12 protein-coding genes and 1 pseudogene are annotated in these 17,448 nt (G+C 51.9%); 8 read left to right on the plus strand and 5 right to left on the minus strand.

The genetic code is table 11. The features are described from left to right. Nucleotides 1-267 precede the first annotated feature (267 nt). The 3 genes from ACT3HL_RS15590 to ACT3HL_RS15600 all read left to right on the plus strand — a co-directional run bounded on the left by ACT3HL_RS15590 (nt 268) and on the right by ACT3HL_RS15600 (nt 4,551). On the plus strand, nt 268-2,454 hold the full coding sequence (locus ACT3HL_RS15590; RefSeq protein ID WP_445087683.1) for a glycosyltransferase: 2,187 nt from the start codon (nt 268-270) through the stop codon (nt 2,452-2,454). A 134-nt stretch (nt 2,455-2,588) separates the two neighbouring features. Next, nucleotides 2,589-3,518, plus strand: a complete 930-nt coding sequence (locus tag ACT3HL_RS15595; RefSeq protein ID WP_445087684.1) for an NAD-dependent epimerase/dehydratase family protein — start codon at nt 2,589-2,591, stop codon at nt 3,516-3,518. 100 nt (nt 3,519-3,618) lie between these two features. Then, nucleotides 3,619-4,551 carry an NAD-dependent epimerase/dehydratase family protein gene (locus ACT3HL_RS15600; protein ID WP_445087685.1) on the plus strand — a complete coding sequence of 311 codons (933 nt, stop codon included), beginning with the start codon at nt 3,619-3,621 and terminating at the stop codon, nt 4,549-4,551. A 1,432-nt stretch (nt 4,552-5,983) separates the two neighbouring features. On the opposite strand, the gene ACT3HL_RS15605 is transcribed toward ACT3HL_RS15600, so the two are convergent. Beyond that, a complete protein-coding gene (locus ACT3HL_RS15605) occupies nt 5,984-6,586 on the minus strand; it encodes a hypothetical protein (protein ID WP_445087686.1) in 603 nt (200 codons plus the stop codon). 527 nt (nt 6,587-7,113) lie between these two features. Next, nucleotides 7,114-8,139, minus strand: a complete 1,026-nt coding sequence (locus ACT3HL_RS15610) for a hypothetical protein (RefSeq protein WP_445087712.1) — start codon at nt 8,137-8,139, stop codon at nt 7,114-7,116. 44 nt (nt 8,140-8,183) lie between these two features. On the opposite strand from ACT3HL_RS15610, the gene ACT3HL_RS15615 reads away from it, so the two are divergent. The 4 genes and pseudogenes from ACT3HL_RS15615 to ACT3HL_RS15630 all read left to right on the plus strand — a co-directional run bounded on the left by ACT3HL_RS15615 (nt 8,184) and on the right by ACT3HL_RS15630 (nt 14,029). Then, a protein-coding gene (locus tag ACT3HL_RS15615) for an IS630 family transposase (protein WP_445087687.1) occupies nt 8,184-9,184 on the plus strand; the annotation gives its coding sequence in 2 pieces (ribosomal slippage) (nt 8,184-8,676 and nt 8,676-9,184; 1,002 coding nt in all). A 102-nt stretch (nt 9,185-9,286) separates the two neighbouring features. Then, on the plus strand, nt 9,287-9,889 hold the full coding sequence (locus ACT3HL_RS15620; protein ID WP_445087688.1) for a DUF7504 family protein: 603 nt from the start codon (nt 9,287-9,289) through the stop codon (nt 9,887-9,889). Nucleotides 9,890-10,510: 621 nt separating this feature from the next. After that, a pseudogene (locus tag ACT3HL_RS15625) lies at nt 10,511-11,738 on the plus strand (RNA-guided endonuclease InsQ/TnpB family protein). 1,391 nt (nt 11,739-13,129) lie between these two features. Further along, nucleotides 13,130-14,029 (plus strand): DUF433 domain-containing protein, encoded by a 900-nt coding sequence (locus ACT3HL_RS15630; RefSeq protein WP_445087689.1) that lies wholly within the window; start codon nt 13,130-13,132, stop codon nt 14,027-14,029. A 449-nt stretch (nt 14,030-14,478) separates the two neighbouring features. Here ACT3HL_RS15630 and ACT3HL_RS15635 read toward each other — a convergent pair whose 3' ends face one another. Then, a complete protein-coding gene (locus ACT3HL_RS15635; RefSeq protein WP_445087690.1) occupies nt 14,479-14,778 on the minus strand; it encodes a helix-turn-helix transcriptional regulator in 300 nt (99 codons plus the stop codon). Between the two features lie 78 nt (nt 14,779-14,856). Beyond that, a complete protein-coding gene (locus tag ACT3HL_RS15640) occupies nt 14,857-15,420 on the minus strand; it encodes an FAD-dependent monooxygenase (RefSeq protein ID WP_445087691.1) in 564 nt (187 codons plus the stop codon). Between the two features lie 100 nt (nt 15,421-15,520). On the opposite strand from ACT3HL_RS15640, the gene ACT3HL_RS15645 reads away from it, so the two are divergent. Beyond that, nucleotides 15,521-16,195, plus strand: coding sequence for an IS6 family transposase (locus ACT3HL_RS15645; RefSeq protein WP_445087692.1), 675 nt, complete (start codon nt 15,521-15,523; stop codon nt 16,193-16,195). Between the two features lie 16 nt (nt 16,196-16,211). Here the strand turns inward: ACT3HL_RS15645 and ACT3HL_RS15650 are convergent, their stop codons facing one another. Then, nucleotides 16,212-16,637 carry a universal stress protein gene (locus ACT3HL_RS15650; RefSeq protein WP_445087693.1) on the minus strand — a complete coding sequence of 142 codons (426 nt, stop codon included), beginning with the start codon at nt 16,635-16,637 and terminating at the stop codon, nt 16,212-16,214. Nucleotides 16,638-17,448: the final 811 nt, after the last annotated feature.

A 17,448-nucleotide genomic window follows, 5' to 3' on the forward strand; every position in this document is an offset into this window, starting at 1 on the left:
CCGGAGTAACGGATCGTATTGTCAAGGCCTAAGCCCTGCAGATACATTGATCATCCATCCTAATCCAGATACAACAGGTGGTTATCCCCCTACTTTCCTCGTAATCGGTCTAGTCGCTCAGTCGGTGAACTGTGTGGGCCATAAGAACCTTTAATAGATATTGCCCATTTTGTTGCGTTAACTAAGCATTAGGGGGCTGTCACGACCTCAGAATGACAGTACACGGTTCGTGGTGGGAGCCGTGATGCCAGTGCTAGAGATTTACCAATGGACGATCTTCAGGTAGACCAGCGATTTGGCGAACGGGGGCAGGAGACAGATCCAGCAATCGGGGTGGATGCTGTCTCGAGCACAGCTGATGGCGACGCGATTGTGCAAACAGCAACTGACCTCTCCCGATATGGTACTGACGTGTTTGTGGCACTACCATCCGAGGCAGTGGGCCTGAAACGACGTCTTGAACGAGTTGACGTGACGCTCGTTGAAGTCGCGACCCAAGCTGATGATTCGATACGCGAGTTGGCGAAAGCGGGTAAGCAACGGGGGTTGCCAGGAATTATATTGCACCCTTCACCAGATTCGACAAGAGAGTTTGACTTTGAGGAAAGCGTGGCGACGTTTCAAACATCGGAGCAGTACGTAGTTGATGGGCACGTTCGAGACTCAACGTTGACAACGGGACGAATTGCAGCACTGATAGCCTCTGAACACAGCCAGACTGCATTACACCGTCTTCGAGACGAACTGCAGCAGTACGTGGATGGACTCTTAATTCTCGACGATACTGAGGGACTACAGTCCGCTGAGTGGACGGGTGATGCATTTACTGAGATTGAATCAATTGGTAGTGGTGAGTCAGGTATCTACAGCGGTTTAGCCCACGTGACGAGGCTGTATGCTGGGGGTGACGAGATTGTGTTGGTAGGGCCAGATACGACAGCAGAGGCTCTTACCGCAGTTCCGGATATGATCGAGCAGGTTTGTATTGGGGATGCAGATCTCGTTATTGGCCGCAGAATGACTGAGGCAGCAGGTTCGTCTGACAAAAGAGGTGAACTAAGTGAGGTTCTCCGTGGAGCATTTGGATTGGATGACTCATCACGTTCGGGAGCAGAGTTAGAAACCGGTGTCCAAGTACTTACGCTGCGGGTCGCGCGGGAATTAGAACGCCAACTGGACCAAGCAGCAACCCGCCTAAATGTAATTGATACCGTAATCCGTTCGGATCTGAACGTCAGTATCCACGAATATGCTCTCGAAGACGCTGCAAGTACTGAACACTCGGATATCCATCCTGAGGATCGAGTCTTACTCGGCCGTGATAGCGACGTGAGGCCGACAGTCAGTGTTGTGATGCCAACGATGAACGAAGAGGAAGGCATTCGCGAATGCATTGAACGGGTAAAACGTGCTGTCACACGGTCTGGGTATCAGACAGAAGTTCTCATTAGTGACGACTCGGATGATCGGACGCCGGATATCGCACGTGAGCTCGGGGCTATCGTGGTTGAACCTGATCAACCCGGATACGGCTACGCCTACCGCTATGCCTTCGAACACTGCCGTGGGGACTACATCATCATCGGGGATGCCGATACCACCTACGATTTCGAGCAGTTCCCAACCCTGTTAGAACCGGTTGTAGATGGCAAGGCGGATATGGTGATGGGCAGCCGATTAGAAGGTGAGATTAAAGATGGTGCGATGCCAGCTCTGCATCAGTACGTCGGTAACCCTGCGCTGACTCGGTTCTTGAATGTGTTCTACGATGCTGGGGTAAGCGACGCCCATTCCGGCTTTCGAGCGTTCCGTGCGGGGATGTTAGACGACCTCAATTTGGAAACGAATGGGATGGAGTTCGCCTCGGAGATGATTATGGACGCGGGAGCGCGCGATTTGACTATCGAGGAAATCCCAATCACATACCACGAACGAGAAGGTGAGGCAACGTTAGAGAGCTTCCGTGATGGGTGGCGTCACGTCCGGTTTATGCTGTTGAACGCTCCGGGGTACTTGTTTACCATTCCGGGGATGGTGATGGGTGCGGTAGGTGTGTTAGTAATGCTGGCAGCATTCACGGACGTATCTGCAGGTGGCCTGACGTTCGGAATACATACAGCGATTGCTGGGTCATTGCTCACGTTAGTTGGATATCAAGTAGCGAATATGGGTGCGTTCGCTACAGCAGCAAGTGATCCAATTCAACGCTCGGAAGACTTCATTACGACTACGATCATCGAACGGTTGACACTTGAACGGATGGCGACGGTCGGTGTTGCTGTGTGTCTCGCTGGTGTTACGTATGCAGCGTGGTTAGTGGTTCAGTGGGCAAACACCGGATTCACAGCGCTACCGATGGTCGTCGGTGACGTGCTTGCATTCACAGCGATCGTCATCGGGCTTCAAACGGTTTTCAACGCGTTCCTTATTAGCGCGGTCAGTAGCGACCCTTAACAGGGGTCCCGTGTCAGCTCTTCGGGCTGTGTAGGCCTTTTTCAGAAACCACTCTTGTCAGCAACGACTTTTTTGGATCAGTTACGCCAATACGTAATGACAAGTGATTCAACACTCGAAGGTCCGGTTTCGATATGAACCTCTCTGGTAAACGCATAATCGTCACCGGCGGTGCGGGCCTCGTGGGCTCGCATCTCGCCCGCTCGCTGCGCGCTGACAACGACGTCGTCGTCGCCGACGACCTCTCGAAAGGAACGCGTGACCGCGTCCCCGACGGCGTCGAGTTCGTTCAGGCAGATATGACCGACCTGCAGGACGTCGCCGATGTGATCACGGCCGACGTCGACCTCGTATTCCATCTGGCTGCCTACACCGACACTAACTACGCCGAGCCTCGAAAACTGTTCGAGGAGAACACCGAGATGACGTACAACGTCCTCGAACGGATGGACGAAGTCGGCGTCGACAACATCGCGTTCACGTCGTCGTCGACGGTGTACGGCGAGGCCCCGCGGCCGACCCCCGAGGACTACGCGCCGCTGGAACCGATCAGCGTCTACGGCGCGTCGAAACTGGCTGACGAGGGCCTCCTCTCCACGTACGCGCACTCGAAGGATTTCACTGTCTGGTGCTTCCGCTTCGCGAACATCGTGGGTCCGAACCAGCGCGGCAACGTCATTCCCGACTTCATCGAGAAACTCTTAGATGATCCCGAGACCTTGGAGATCCTCGGCGACGGCCGCCAGGAGAAGTCGTATCTCCACGTCACCGAGTGCGTCGACGCGATCTGTCACGTCGTCGCGAACGCTGACCGCGCGATGAACTCCTACAACCTTGGAACGCGGACGACCACCTCTGTCACCCGCATCGCCGACATCGTCACCGACGTGATGGACCTCGACCCCGAGTATGAGTACACGGGCGGCGACCGCGGCTGGGAGGGCGACGTCCCGCGGATGCGCCTCTCCGTCGAGAAACTCTCGGGACTCGGCTGGGAGGCCGAGTTGTCGAGCGACTACGTGGTCCGCCGCGCCGCCGAAGAACTGTACGCGGAATTGGAATAGCCGGAGTCAGAGGGAGCACCTCGGAATCAATCTCTGAAATACTTCGAACGTCTACAGGGTATCCGGTACACATTTGAAGTCGTGTTAATGTGTTGAATATATGGAAAATAACCGAGTTCTAGTGACAGGTGGAGCTGGATTTATTGGATCGAATTTGGCGAATTCTTTGGCCCAAAATAACGACGTCGTTGTCGTGGACGATCTATATTTGGGAACGCCTGAAAACCTCAATGGCCCCGTTGAGTTCTATAACAAGTCCGTGCTCGCTGATGACTTACCAACGACAGACGTGGATGTTGTGTTTCACTTAGCTGCATTATCGTCGTACAAAATGCACGAAGAGAACCCACAGAAAGGAGTCCGTGTTAATGTTGAGGGATTCGTGAATACGGTTGAACAAGCACGGAAAGATGGGTGTGAGACCGTAGTCTATGCGTCTACATCATCGATCTACGGATCCCGAACTGAACCGTCTCCAGAAGGTCTTCCAATTGAGGCACGAACGGGATACGAGGCGTCAAAATTAGCCCGGGAACGATACGCGGAATATTTCCACGAGCATTATGATATTGCGTGTGCAGGAATGCGGTTTTTCTCAGTGTATCAAGGATTTGGCGGGGCCGAGGAACACAAAGGTGAATTTGCAAACACAGTCGCACAGTTCACACATCAAATCGCAAATGGCGAAGCACCAAAATTATTCGGCGATGGCACACAGACCCGGGACTTCACGCACGTGGAGGATATTATCCGTGGGTTAGAGTTGGCCGCAGATAACGAGCTACACGGAATTTACAACCTCGGGACTGGGGAGAGCTACAATTTCAACACGATGGTTGCGATGATCAATGAGGTGCTTGGAACCGATGTTGAGCCAGTGTATATTGAGAATCCCTTTGATGTGTACGTCCACGATACGAAAGCAGACTACTCGAAGATGCACGAAGCTACCGGATGGGAACCAATGATCGGCTTTGAGGAAGGTGTCCGCAGAGTGTGCACTCCCTATCTCCAGAATTTATCAGCTCAATAAGGACTCACGTCGAAGCTTTTGGGGTTCTTATTCGACAACAGGGTTCCCACAGTTAACACAGACGTATTTCCCTTCTATCGTTTCAGCTGCTGGAGCGTTGCATTTTACGCATTTAACTCGCGCACCTCGGACTGATTTAGGATAACGTGACACTGCCTGAATCAATTCTTGTTGAAGATAAAAGTATTACCGTACCGCTCTGTGTCACCTGAACCACTCCAACGCTAGGTAGGAGATATTAGGGGCGTAGGCCATCTTGACCTCCGGCGAGAGAGGCTTCGATTTTCTCAATCGATGTTGAAACGGCGGCCAACTCATCGGCAACCTCGAGATGTCGCGGGATACAACTTGTGAAACATAACTGTGTCCTAATCTGCTCAATCTCTTTGCGAGTCTTCTCTAGCCGGGTACTGGCATCTTCCAGCGCAATTGGCTCTTGACCACTCCACGGAGTGGTACACTCGTCTTCTGTCTCCTCGATTGTTTGGTCTTGCAAAAATTCCAATGTGATTTCGTCAGGTACACTACTCTCCGAGTTCTCTTTGAGCGCTTGGAATTCTTTCTTCGCTTCTCTCTGATGCCGACTCATCTCCTCAGTATATGACCGCTCCTTTGGGATATTAGACATTACAGTTCGGTTGGAGGAGTGTTCTGCGTTAAGTGCTCTGCCGTTTTGGAGATTTCTGAATGTTGACCCAAACGAGCTTGTCAACCCACTTGGTCAAACGCGGGACTGATGGACAGATGGACCACAATCTTGCAGTCGGAATTACTGCCTCGGGTATCTGCCTTGTATCTCGGTGAAAAGGGCAATCCGGTAAATGTATACTGTTGGTTGACCATTTGCAACTGAGGAACGGGGGATCTCCCACTTGGCGCAGAACCGCGTTGTTAGGACCCCCGTTCCTCTATCATCCCCACTTTCCCCCCTCCCCCTTCCGGGGATGCTCTTGTGAAATCCTCGTAGTTACTGGTGGATGAGTGCCGATTGAGGAGAGTGCTACTGCACTGATGTATGCCAGATAATGCGAGTCTCGGGTCGTGTTCAAGGTATATTCAGAGTCGTTGAGAAATTACAGATATATGATTGTAATTGAAAATTAGATTTAATTCCTATATTTGATTTTCAGGTAACGGCTGTAATACGCTATATAAGGGCTATAATCTGGATACTGTAATTTCAGTTTCTTGTATGATATCTACATACTATTGGTAGTTACGATTATATGAATGTGGAAAGGGGGCCCACCAGTACATCCCAGCGACACGATTCCACACCAATTTGAGGCTACAAACTATTCCACGACCAGTTCTACTCAGGAACGAAAAACCAGTTGCGACGGACCATTTACTTCAGCGATATTCTCGACTGGTACCAACGACGCTGCCTCCGAAAACTGGCGCCACTATGCGTCAAAGAACTCAACAGTGTTTAGTAGTGCTTAAACAGAAGCTGTCGCACGTCATCTTTTGTCCGCACACCCACTGTTGTTCCATCAGGAAGATCAACTTCGTAGGGTTCCTCGCCACCGGATGCCTCTCGCCAGTTTTCACTATGTGCATCTAACATTTGATTAGCAGCTGAGAGAATCGAATCTGATCCGCTGGATGACTCATTGGATGATGGCTCTGTTGAGGATGCAGAAGTTGATTTACCCTCCGACTCAGCTTCGGTCGACCCCGCTGTTTCATCATCGACCTCAGAGTGCTCATGCAGTCTTGCAGCGAATTCCTCGACGCCGAGCGTAGCAAGCAACATCCCACGCATTGTCGCACTCTCGATCCCACTTCCCGGAACTTCCTCAACGGTGGCAGCGACGCGTTGGAGTTGTGGGGACTCTGCATCCGCAATGATCTCGTACGCTTTCGTATTGGTCTGATTTCGCTGTTCTGGTGGCGTGTAGGTGTCAAGCAAATATTGAACCGCGTCTTGTGGTCTGACGTGCCCGTACGTATCGATGTAGGCCGCTTCGAGTCCCGCTTGGATATCGTTGAGAGCAGCGACCTGTGCCTCCGTGACCGTGATTGTTGGCATACTCTGACTCCTGACGCCACCATCCTGTAGTTTGTCCCCGATCAACGTCGGATACCCAATCCAAACCGAGAGTTTTGATCGTTATTGACTGAAGCGGGAACGTTGAAGATGATTGCTACCCAAGGACCGCTATGGACTGTCCGCGCTGTGGGACAGAGCTCACCGCGTACGCCCTCCCCGATACCAAATCAGTCGCTGTCGTGTGTGATCGCTGCGGGTTTGCTGATGTGCCTGCATCACACCGCGACGAGCTGCCGCCTGTGGAATCGTGGGATCACGCCTTTGAGCGGTTCGAGCGCGTAGTGGGTTCAATACGTGATGGGACTCAGGATGTGCGGACTGCTAGTGTAGAAGTTCCGACCGATCGCAACGATGGAAGTTCCGAGATCTCACTGGAGGAGAGTGGTGTGTCAGTGAGTGCAGTTCTCGGAAGCCGACCACAGACAGATACCGAGAAAGACCAAAAATCCAACTCAACCGATGTTGCGGATGATGACGAAACTTCTGAAAACAGTGAGTGAGCGAGACTAGTCCGTCTGTGCTTCTTCTTCAACCACTTCTTCAGAAGCTTGGTTTTGTGCAGCCCGTTGTTCTTCAGAGCGAGCGGCGACAAGTGCCCCCTGTGCAACACTGTAGAGAGGATTCTCTGCTTGCCGGACGTCGCTAATAGAGAACGGAATGTTTGCTTCGTTGAGTCGTTCCTCGAAGAGTGCCTCGAATCCCTCCGGACTTGAGGTCCCACCAGTCACGACGACTGGGACATCAAGGCCTTCTTCGACATCTTCCTCATCTACCTCTTTGATGAGGTTCTCAATCACGTAATCAAGCAGGTTATCGTAGTAAATACTGAGTGCGCCTTCGACACCGCCGACGTCTGTCTCGAAGTCCAACGAGAAGTCCTCCTCTTTCACAGACGTGACTTTATCGACCGGGGTCCCCGTGGCTTTCGCTGCTTGCTCGTCAATCCAGTCACCACCCCGTGCAATCGAGAATTTCATCACTGGGACCGCATAGTACGACAGACACACGTTCGTCATTCCGGCACCGAAACTAATCCCAAGCCCAGTGAACTCACGATTGGCGAGTTCAGAGTAAATGACTGCCATTCCTTCGTTGATCGGTTCAGGTTGATATCCCATATCCGCGAGGAGGGATTCAATGGTTTTCTGATGGTATAACGTCGAGACGTCGTCATCGATGGGATCCGCAGGAACGGAGAAATAGAGCAACTCATCGTCGTATTCCGGCTCACCAACAACCTGTTCAGTGATCAGTTTGATCATCGGAATTGCGGACTGTTCGTCGCTGGATAAGATTCCTGCTTGCATTGGGCGGCGCGTCTCTTCGTTGAAAATATTCGCGAAATTCAGCGCGTCGTCACCGACAATATACACTTGGTTATCCTTCCTGATATGAAGGACATCACTGCGTGAGAGCATTTGTTCGGCCATATCACTGTACTCGATTTCAACGAACGAGTTCCGTTGTTGGACAAATACGGTCTCGCTGCCATCCTGTCGTGCGGAAAGAAGGTTCATCGTCCCCACGTCTATAGTAACCGTTAGAACTTTTTGCTCGGAGACTGTTGTAAGAGATAGTGGAACATCTCGACGAGATCTCTGTCGAGGAATTGCAAGACGCTCTTGACAATGTGGACGGAAAGAAGCCGACACAACGGCTCTTAGCCGCAATCGCGTACAAGAACGGTGTAACTCAGACTGAGCTAGCCGAGTGGTACGACGTTCAGCGGCGGACCATCTACAGCTGGCTCAAGCGACTCGACACCGACGAGTCGCTTGAGCAAGCCGTTTCTGACGATAAACAAACTGGGAGAAAACGTAAACTCTCAGAACCACAGCAAGAAAAATTCGAAGAAACCGTTCACGAACCACCTGAAGAGGTCGGGATCGACGCGCCGGCGTGGACGCCGGCGCTTGCCCAAGAGTATCTCGAAGAAACGTACGGCGTCGAGTATTCAATCCCGAGTTGTCGGCGGTTGCTGAAAGAAGCGGGATTGAGCTACCAGAAGCCACGCCGCTCAGCCGCCGAAGCCGACGACAACGAGCAAGAAGCGTTCCACGACGAGCTCAAAAAAAGCGGCGGGAAATGGACGCCACCGTAGTCTGTATCGACCAAACCAAGAAATCCGTGCAAGTTGAGCCGCGTGCCGCGCGGAAACCACGCGGCACGCGGCCCTCGGTCGAGCTTTCAGGCCAACGTGATTGGACGTGTCTGCTGGGCGCGATCACTGAGGACGGTGATCGCTTCTTCTCTCGATTTACCGAGTACGTTACGGCTGAACACGCGAAACATTTCATTTTAGCATTATGTGACGAATTCGAAGATGACTTGCTCGTCGTGTTGGACGGAGCGCCGTATTTTCAGGCGTCGGCCGTCGCGGACCTGGCGGCCCGTGACGACCTCGCCTTCGTGACGTTACCCTCGTATTCACCGGAGTTGAATCCGGTCGAAGAATGCTGGAGACAACTGCAAAAGGCTCTTAGCAACCGCTTCTTTGACTCGCTCAGCGAGTTAACAACAGCGATCGACACCGCTCTCGACAAACTCTCTGTTCCTAAAGTGAGCAATTACTTCTAATGGATACTATAGAAGCACCACGTGGAGTTGTACATCTTCGGAAAACCTACTGTGTGAATAATCAACAACTAAATAATACCTTCTTGTACAATATATGACTGAATGTTCTCCTCGGCTGTTCTTGAGTCTGAAAGCATACTGATCTCTGGTCCCTCGTTTTCGGGAAAGCAATCGTTGTTTTACACGTTACTTGATGAAATAGCCACACAACCCCTCGTAATATCGACCCATTACAGTAGCCGACAAACGAGGATAGATTATGCTCAAGCGGTCGGTAAACAACAGGATCCGCCGCTCGTGATCAATTGTACTCCTTCACAGTCAAGTTCTAACAATGAGACAACTCCCGACAACATAGAACACGTTGAGAATGTAGATAACCTGACGCAAGTTGGGACCAAGTTCATCTCCTTCGTGCAGTCACATCCCGGAGAGGATCTCGCAGTCGGGATTTATTCATTAACTCCTCTTCTTGTCTATACTGCCTCGAAAGAGGTGTATAAATTCGCCCACGCCTTGCTTACCCAAGCGCGAGCACAGGAGTGGCCCGTCATTGGGGTTCTTGATTTAGGAATCTACGACGAACAAACGATTTCTACGATCCAATCATTGTTTGATTGCAGTATTCGGACAGCACTCTGTGATGGTGGCCGGAAGTTCCAGACTCGAACACGTACTGGAACGACAGAGTGGACCTCCTTTTGATTCGGTCGGTCTCTGGTAAGTGGAGTAGAGCCAGTTGTTGAAGACTGCTTTGCGGACCTCTCGTTTTCCTTATCGACGCAATACTGGTCGCGAGTCAAGCGATTCACTGAGTTGGCTGCTGTGACTTCAGTGACGACGACTGGACCGAGATCGCCGCCGAATACGTGTGTGTCGGTTGGACGACACTGATTAACTAACGGCCGAGAACCTGAGACCCGTCTCGGAAGCGATGAGAGCTCTCAAACAGTCCGACAACTGAGAGTGGCCGAGTCACCCAACTCGACAGATGGCCACACTACAAGCGACGACGATGTTGACTGGGCGGCTCTATCGGAGCCACAGGAAGTTCGGGACTTATATGAGAACCACTGCTCCAGAATGGTCAACGAAAAAGTCGCCGATCAGTATGACAAATATTGAGTCGGGGTTTGGGATTTCTCACTAGTAACTGAATATAGCGACTTTCCACGATTTTTCATAATGAATGCAAGGCAGAAACCCGCGACTGTAGGCGCGGGAGGAAGCCGACAACCCATTACATAACCCATCCTCGATGGTATGCTGACTCCCCCACGCCAATCCGAAATAACATAAGTACAGTCTCCTACGTATGAAGTACAGATGGTGGGAGACTCAGCCACTCGAACCGTCCCCGTCAAACTCGACGTGGACGAGAGTGCCGCTGAACTCCTCCACCACACAACCGACCACTTCCTCGACGCCGCCAACCACGTCGTCAACGTCGCGTGGGAACCAGACTGGAAACTCACCAACAAGCAAAAACTCCACGACCTCACTACTACGACGTTCGAGATGACTCACCGCTGCCAGCCAATCTCGTGCAAGCCGCACGAAACAGAGCCGCAGAAGCAGTCGATGGTGTCGTCGCACGATGGAAGAAAGCCTCGAAACCCGAGTTTACGTCTCAATTCGCCAGTTACGACGCCCGAACCGTCACGGTCAACGACGACCACGCAACACTAGCCACCATCGACGGACGAGTGACCGCAGAGTTCGTCCTCCCAGACGAACAGCGTGACACGCCACACTCGGCGTACCTGTTCAACGACGACTATGATGTGAACGGGGCCACGCTCCACTACGATACTGTTGAGGGCTGTTTCTACCTTCACGTGCGGACAAAGCCCGCCGTGGAGAACGATGATGCCGAACAAAGCGATGCCAAGCACGTCTCCGTCCTTGGTGTTGACCTCGGCATCACAAACATAGCAACCACATCAACGGGGCGCTTCTGGAGTGGCGGCGAACTCAACCACTGGCATCGAGAGTACGAGAAGCGACGAGGCGACCTGCAACAGACCGAGACTCGGTGGGCACACGAGAATGTTCAGCGGGTCGGTCGCAAACAAACCGGACGGTTCGAGCAGATGCTTCACACCATCTCGAACGAGCTGGTAGAGGAAGCCCTTGAGAATGAGTGTACGCATATCGTGTTCGAGCAACTCAAAGGCATCCGCGAACGTTTGCCGCACGCGAAGGCGGTTCACAAGTGGGCGTTCCACCGCTTGTTCGAGTACGTCACGTACAAAGCCGAGTCGCAAGGGCTTGTAGTGAAGCAGATTAATCCGGCGTACACGAGTCAGCGTTGCTCGAAGTGTGGATTCACCCACGAGGACAATCGTCCGCACAATACTGGTCAAGACGGTTCGGTTGTCTGAAGTGTGGATACGATATTCACGCGGATTACAACGCCGCGAAGAATATCGGCTTGAAGTATCTCCGCGACCAGCAAAAGCCTGGGCGTGGAGGCGTACCCGTAGGCATGCGCTTGAACAGCGGGATGGTGAACGTGAACGGCGAGTATTCGCCTACCCCTTTGACGGGTTAGAACGGGAGTCCACGCTGAATGCCACGCCATGAAGGGCGTGGTAGCTTACTGCAACAATGGCCAGTATCGCGAATCCGCACACGGTGTAACACCGTTTGTAACCCTTCGCCAGCACACCATCCAGCACACCATTTTACACCATGTGCTGGCTCGCCCGACACCCTCTCTATGGGGGTAGCATCCAATAGAGATGATAGGCCTCTTGCGCCACAAAAGCCCGAGCCCCTTACACAGACTCCTGAGTCCTGAGTAGTGCACAATATGAGAACGCCGTTTATTCTTGTTTCACAACCCCGGTTGATATGGCCTGTTGCCTCCGACTATTGGAAATGCGCTGTGATTCAAAGCCGGTTCCCCGTGAAGAGAAAGCTATAGAGACTACTACTTCAAATACTGATAGTTACACCGCTGCACCGGGCACGCTGACCTATAGGGTGGAGCAATGAGCACTGCACCGGTGGCGTTCAATTTCACACTGCGCTTGATGAGCAGATATTTGAGTTTCATAGAGGTGGCGTGAGAGTTGTCTCAGTCAGATAATTATCTTCGTGCCACTCCTGAGGTGTGATATTTTCTCAAGAGACTGAGCGTGCGACGAACTGAATTAGCACATCTAACCGAGAAGCAGGTGTATGTTGTGAGTAACAGATTGTATCTCAAACTATTCTGACTTGGAACAGGTAGCCGGTTATATCACCAGGTCATTGCTCCCATCTTGAATCTCAAGAGAGACTGCGCGGTAATTATGGGTTGTTGCCTGTGGGTCAAGACAAGGCAACTCTGCGTGTATTTAATCAGGGAAAGATGGTAAAGAGAGGTGTCCATTAACGGATAGCCCCATAGTGGGGTGTCGGGGACAGTAGAAATTGGCATACAATGGTATGGTGGATGGCATACCAGCAATGGTATAGTATCACATTAATACCAATATTTGGATTTGTGTGAGAAGCTCGAGTTGGGTGGACAAGATCTACACTGATACCTCACTTCGAGAAGAATATAGAACTCAAATCGGTGAGGAGGTAATTCACTGTGTCCCAAATATTTGCACATATTCAGCACAGAACTGTGGTCTACTGCCGTGATTCGGGTTCCTGTTCATCTGACCACTTGAGCAGATGGGCTTGAAGTTGTCCTGAGGTATTGATCTTGAAATAGACGACAACTGAGCTCGACCTTTCTATGCCATCCTATACCATCAGTAATGGTATGAGATGGGGCATTCTTCGAGGTGTGTTGAGACCACTTGGTAGCCCAGTTCAAGTATTGAAGTAATTTCAAGCTCCTATTAGTGCGCTACTGTCCCCTTGCGTATCTTTGCTGGCAGCCGATATTGAGTGATGCGTAACACTGAGGAAGTGCGCTTATGCGAGAGCATCCGTGTCAATAGTATGACTAGCGACGAAGCGTTCACGGACGCTGAACGCATCGAACTTGGCTTGAATCCGTTACAGGACGATCGATTATCCGACACTGACGATCTGTGGCGAATGCTTGCACGCCTTGGCCACGAATCGGGTGACAATATCCCGACGACCGTTTGGGATCACGCGGTTTGGACGTGCCCGCAGGACGACTGTGACGGACTTCTGAGCCTCATCGATACACGAGTTCGAGGTCTTCCCGCCGATCCTGCAGATCTCGATGAGAGTGTGGACACCGATGATGCGGATCTGTATCAGCGTATCAGCAACGCTCAATCGTCGACCGTCCCGGTCGTCACCTGCAGCAACTGCAATTCCGTCTTTGAGGCGACGTTCCGTCGGGTCATCGATCCCATAGAGAGTGGTCTTCCTGAGCCACGCATTGTGGAAACACCCGATACCCTAGGTGGCAGGCCACGGATTGCTGGCACACGGATTGGCGTCGAACATATCTGGTGGTTCTCCGAAAGGGGTGATGGTACCGCCGAGATCGCGACTCGACACTTCCCGCACTTGAGCGAAGCACACGTGTCTGTGGCCGTTGAGTGGGCAGAGGATCATCCAGATCGGATGGAGAGGATTCGTCAGGAGAACAGGGAACTGCAACTCCAGCACGATATTTTCCAATCGGTGGTGCAGGCCGTCGTCGAAGATTGTCTCGAGGACCTTTGGTCGGTGCTCGTCAACGCACGGTCGCGGGATGTAGACACCTTGAATCCTGTTACGAGTCTTCTTCGGAACGGTTTCGAACACGCTGATGGACTGGATATTGGTGTCGATACGGATGCTGGGACGATCACAATTGACGTGGCTGACAAGCTAGTGAATTCGATGGGAGATTTCGATACGACGGACTCCTCGAAGTGATTAGTTTGTCAACAACTGGGTGTTGATGGAGTGTGTACCGCCCTCTCGAACTTTGCTCTGGTGAATCATTAGACGGCGTTGACTTGCGGGGGACCAGATCCGACGACTGGTGGCGCTACGCTGGGACAGTTTGAGCAAAATTCCTTGGAAACCGTGAGAGCGGTACGTTTGGACTCCCTCACAGACCCGATTAAATCACTCATCCTAACGAAGGATGGCGATTCACCAAAGCTGCCTTGTAACTTCCATAATCGGCAAGTGGTGGGAGTCTCGTGTTGATGTACTCTCGGGTTTGGCCAACTTGGTGGGCAATGTTTGTTGCAACGTTTCGTTCTCCATCTGCCAGCACCTTCAAAATCTCAAAATCCGTCGGCTGTGTGAGGCGAAGTAGCATACGTTCGTGATTGAATTGGACCTCCATTAAGCCCAGGGTTGCCAGCGGGCGACCGCTACCTTCGTTCTGACTCTGGCACTTTGATATCGACATATTGTCCTTCCCACTCTTTCCTTGCTGTGATTTCTCGTCCGCCCCTTCGGGTGAGCTTGTAGCTATTGGTACGACGATCGACTTTGCCTTTCTCAACTAGTCCTTTCTCAACAAGTGTATCCAGATTTGGATAAAGTCGTCCGTGGTGGACTTCTTTCTCATAGTAATTTTCCAACTCATCTTTGACGGCAAGCCCGTGTGGGTCCTCCAGTCCGGCAATCACCGTCAGCAAATCACGTTGGAACCCAGTCAAGTCATTCATACCTGCAGTTAAACCGACTGCGTAGTATAGTCTTTCATATTTGTGTCTTTTATTTTACCATTTCTTTGAACTGCACTTTCAGGTTCTCTCTCGAAAAGAAAGAGCTCGGCCGGTCCATATGAACTCCGATCTTTCCAGACAGCGCGCTGAGACCGATGCGTTGGATCGGCTCCGGCAGCGAGTACGCCCGGCGCAGCCAGCGACCATCTTCGCGCTCACGGTTTCGGTCTCACCCGCGTTCGAGACGGTGAGTTCGACGCCGTCATGACGCTCGTCGACGTCGACGACAGTGTGCTCCTCGCGGACGTCTGCACCCGCGTCGCGAGCGCACTGCGCGAGTGTTCGATCAAGTTCGACTCGGTCGATCACGTTCGAGACCTCCGCGTTTTTATAAAATGGATTCGCCCCGGAATCGGGGCCCCCAACGTGAAACCGCGCGCCGTAGACGCGGTTCTGAAGGAGTTCGGCCTTCGCCGCGTTGGGAACGTACTCCCAGATGTCGGTGCTGACGTGGCCCGAGCACGCCAGCGGCGTTCCGATAGTCCCCTGCTCGAAGGCGACAACGTCGTTACCCGCCTCAGCGGCGCGCCGAGCGAAACGCGCCCCTGCGGGCCCGACACCCACAACCGCGAAATCGTGCATATGTCTTCTAATATCAGTGAAATTAGTATATATCCTTGGCGGCACTGTCTAGTTAGCGTAGATTGAGGAGCGAGCAGGTCGTTGAGTATCTTATCCAGAGATGCTCTCAGACCTGCTCAACAAGGATTTAGACGGTGAGTTAGATGAATGTTGGGAGCGTGAGCGGACGGCGACGCCCGTCAGGGCGTTCGCCGTCCGGCTCCACGCGACCGGATGTTCGCTCAGAGAAACAACAACGATTCTCGCTGAATTAGGCGTTGAACGGTCACATCAAGCGGTTTGGCAATTGGTACATCGGCTGGCTGACAGCGTTCCTGACCCGCCGTCGGCTACGCCGACGCGGGTCGCGGTTGACGAAACTGCTGTCCGAATCAACGGTGAGCTGTCTTGGGTATACGCTGCAATAGATCTCGACTCAAAGTTGTTGCTCGGCGTCGATCTCTTCGAACGACGAGGAACCGATCCAGCGACTGAGTTTCTCCGCAAACTCGCCGAGAAACACGATCTTTCGGACACTGAGTTCTTTGTTGATGGCTATGGGTATCTGACTGCCCTCTTTCGAGTAGATTTGAGCGGTCACCTTGACTACGTAGACCGAAACCTCATCGAAAAGTGGTTTCACACTCTCAAAATGAGAATTGACCGCTTTCATCACTCTTGGGTCGGCAGTCGGCCTACCGTCGCCCAGTGGCTTGCACAGTTCGCGTACTACTATAACTTTCAACGACCGCACCAAGCGTTAGATAATCAAACGCCAGCTGAGGCTGTTAACTAGACAGTGCCCCAAGAACCTATATTGTAGTCACCACTACAGGACGAGTCGCGTTTAATAGTATGGCTTGTGTTACGCTCCCAAACAGCACTTTCCCAGTTGGAGTCCGCTTACGGCCGCACATAAAGATGCTATCTACGTCCTTATTCTTTGACACGGAAAGGATTATTTCCTTCGGATCACCGTGTTCGCGCCTTACTTCTGTTTGAGCTCCGTAATTGTCCAGTTCTCGTACGGCCATCTCGACGCTCTCTGGAATCTCCTGTTTCGCATATACTTCATCAGATGAAATAGTTCCTCCCTCATCTGTAACCTCAAATTCCTCAAATACATTTAGTATGATTACTTTAAGATCGGTAGGATCACGAGGCAGTGACATTACTGAACTTACAATTTCTTCGGCACGTTCTTTATTTGAATCAATCGCCAATAATGCGTAGTACATATTGATAGCTAACTGATTTATATATAATTAAATCTATTGTTCTGCTGAATATCGATCTAATCCGCCGATATCACGGGATTAGAGGCATTAATTCGAATAATTCGGGTCTTTCCTTGGAATCGACCTCCTCGACTTCATTGAGCAGTGTCGCGACCTAGCTACTTGACTTCGCACGTTAGACGAACATCCCATCGATCCGGTGCATTAGCTCGTCGGTGCTGCGGTTGGGACTGCTCAGTGTTCACGTGAGAAGGTTCTGAACGCTTTCACGGAAGGATCGCTTGATGTCGTTCCGGAGTGAGCTCGCGTGCGCGAGAACCGTTTCAAGAGCGCTGGATGCAGCACCGAACTTGAGGAGACTGTAGGCCAGTATCAGCAGGTGCCAGTGACGACTGGCACCTGCGGCGTGCCGTAACTCGCAATCCCCAAAACCAAGGTCCTACTTGGTGTCTCTGAAGAATGTCTCAACCCGCCATCTCATCGCGTACAACTCGATGAGATAGCTCGCCGGTGCATCGATTTTGTTTGCTACGAAGGACTTCACGCCCGGATATTCGTCTTCTTTGGTTGATTCCTTCTTGGTAATCAGCAATTTCACCATAACAAGACGGTTTACGTCACGTTGCTGCGTCCAGATATGGTAGATTTCGCTGTCGATCGTACGCGGGACTGTATCAATGCGCTGGCGGAGCGCATAGATATGATTCTGCCCCCAGATGTACCTAGGAACAGTGTGGTCGTAGAACTTCCCAGCGTGAGGGATTTTGTCACCGGTTTTGTACGTGAAGGTGTCGTCGATGATGACGACACC

It is taken from the genome of Halobellus sp. GM3 (assembly GCF_052545375.1).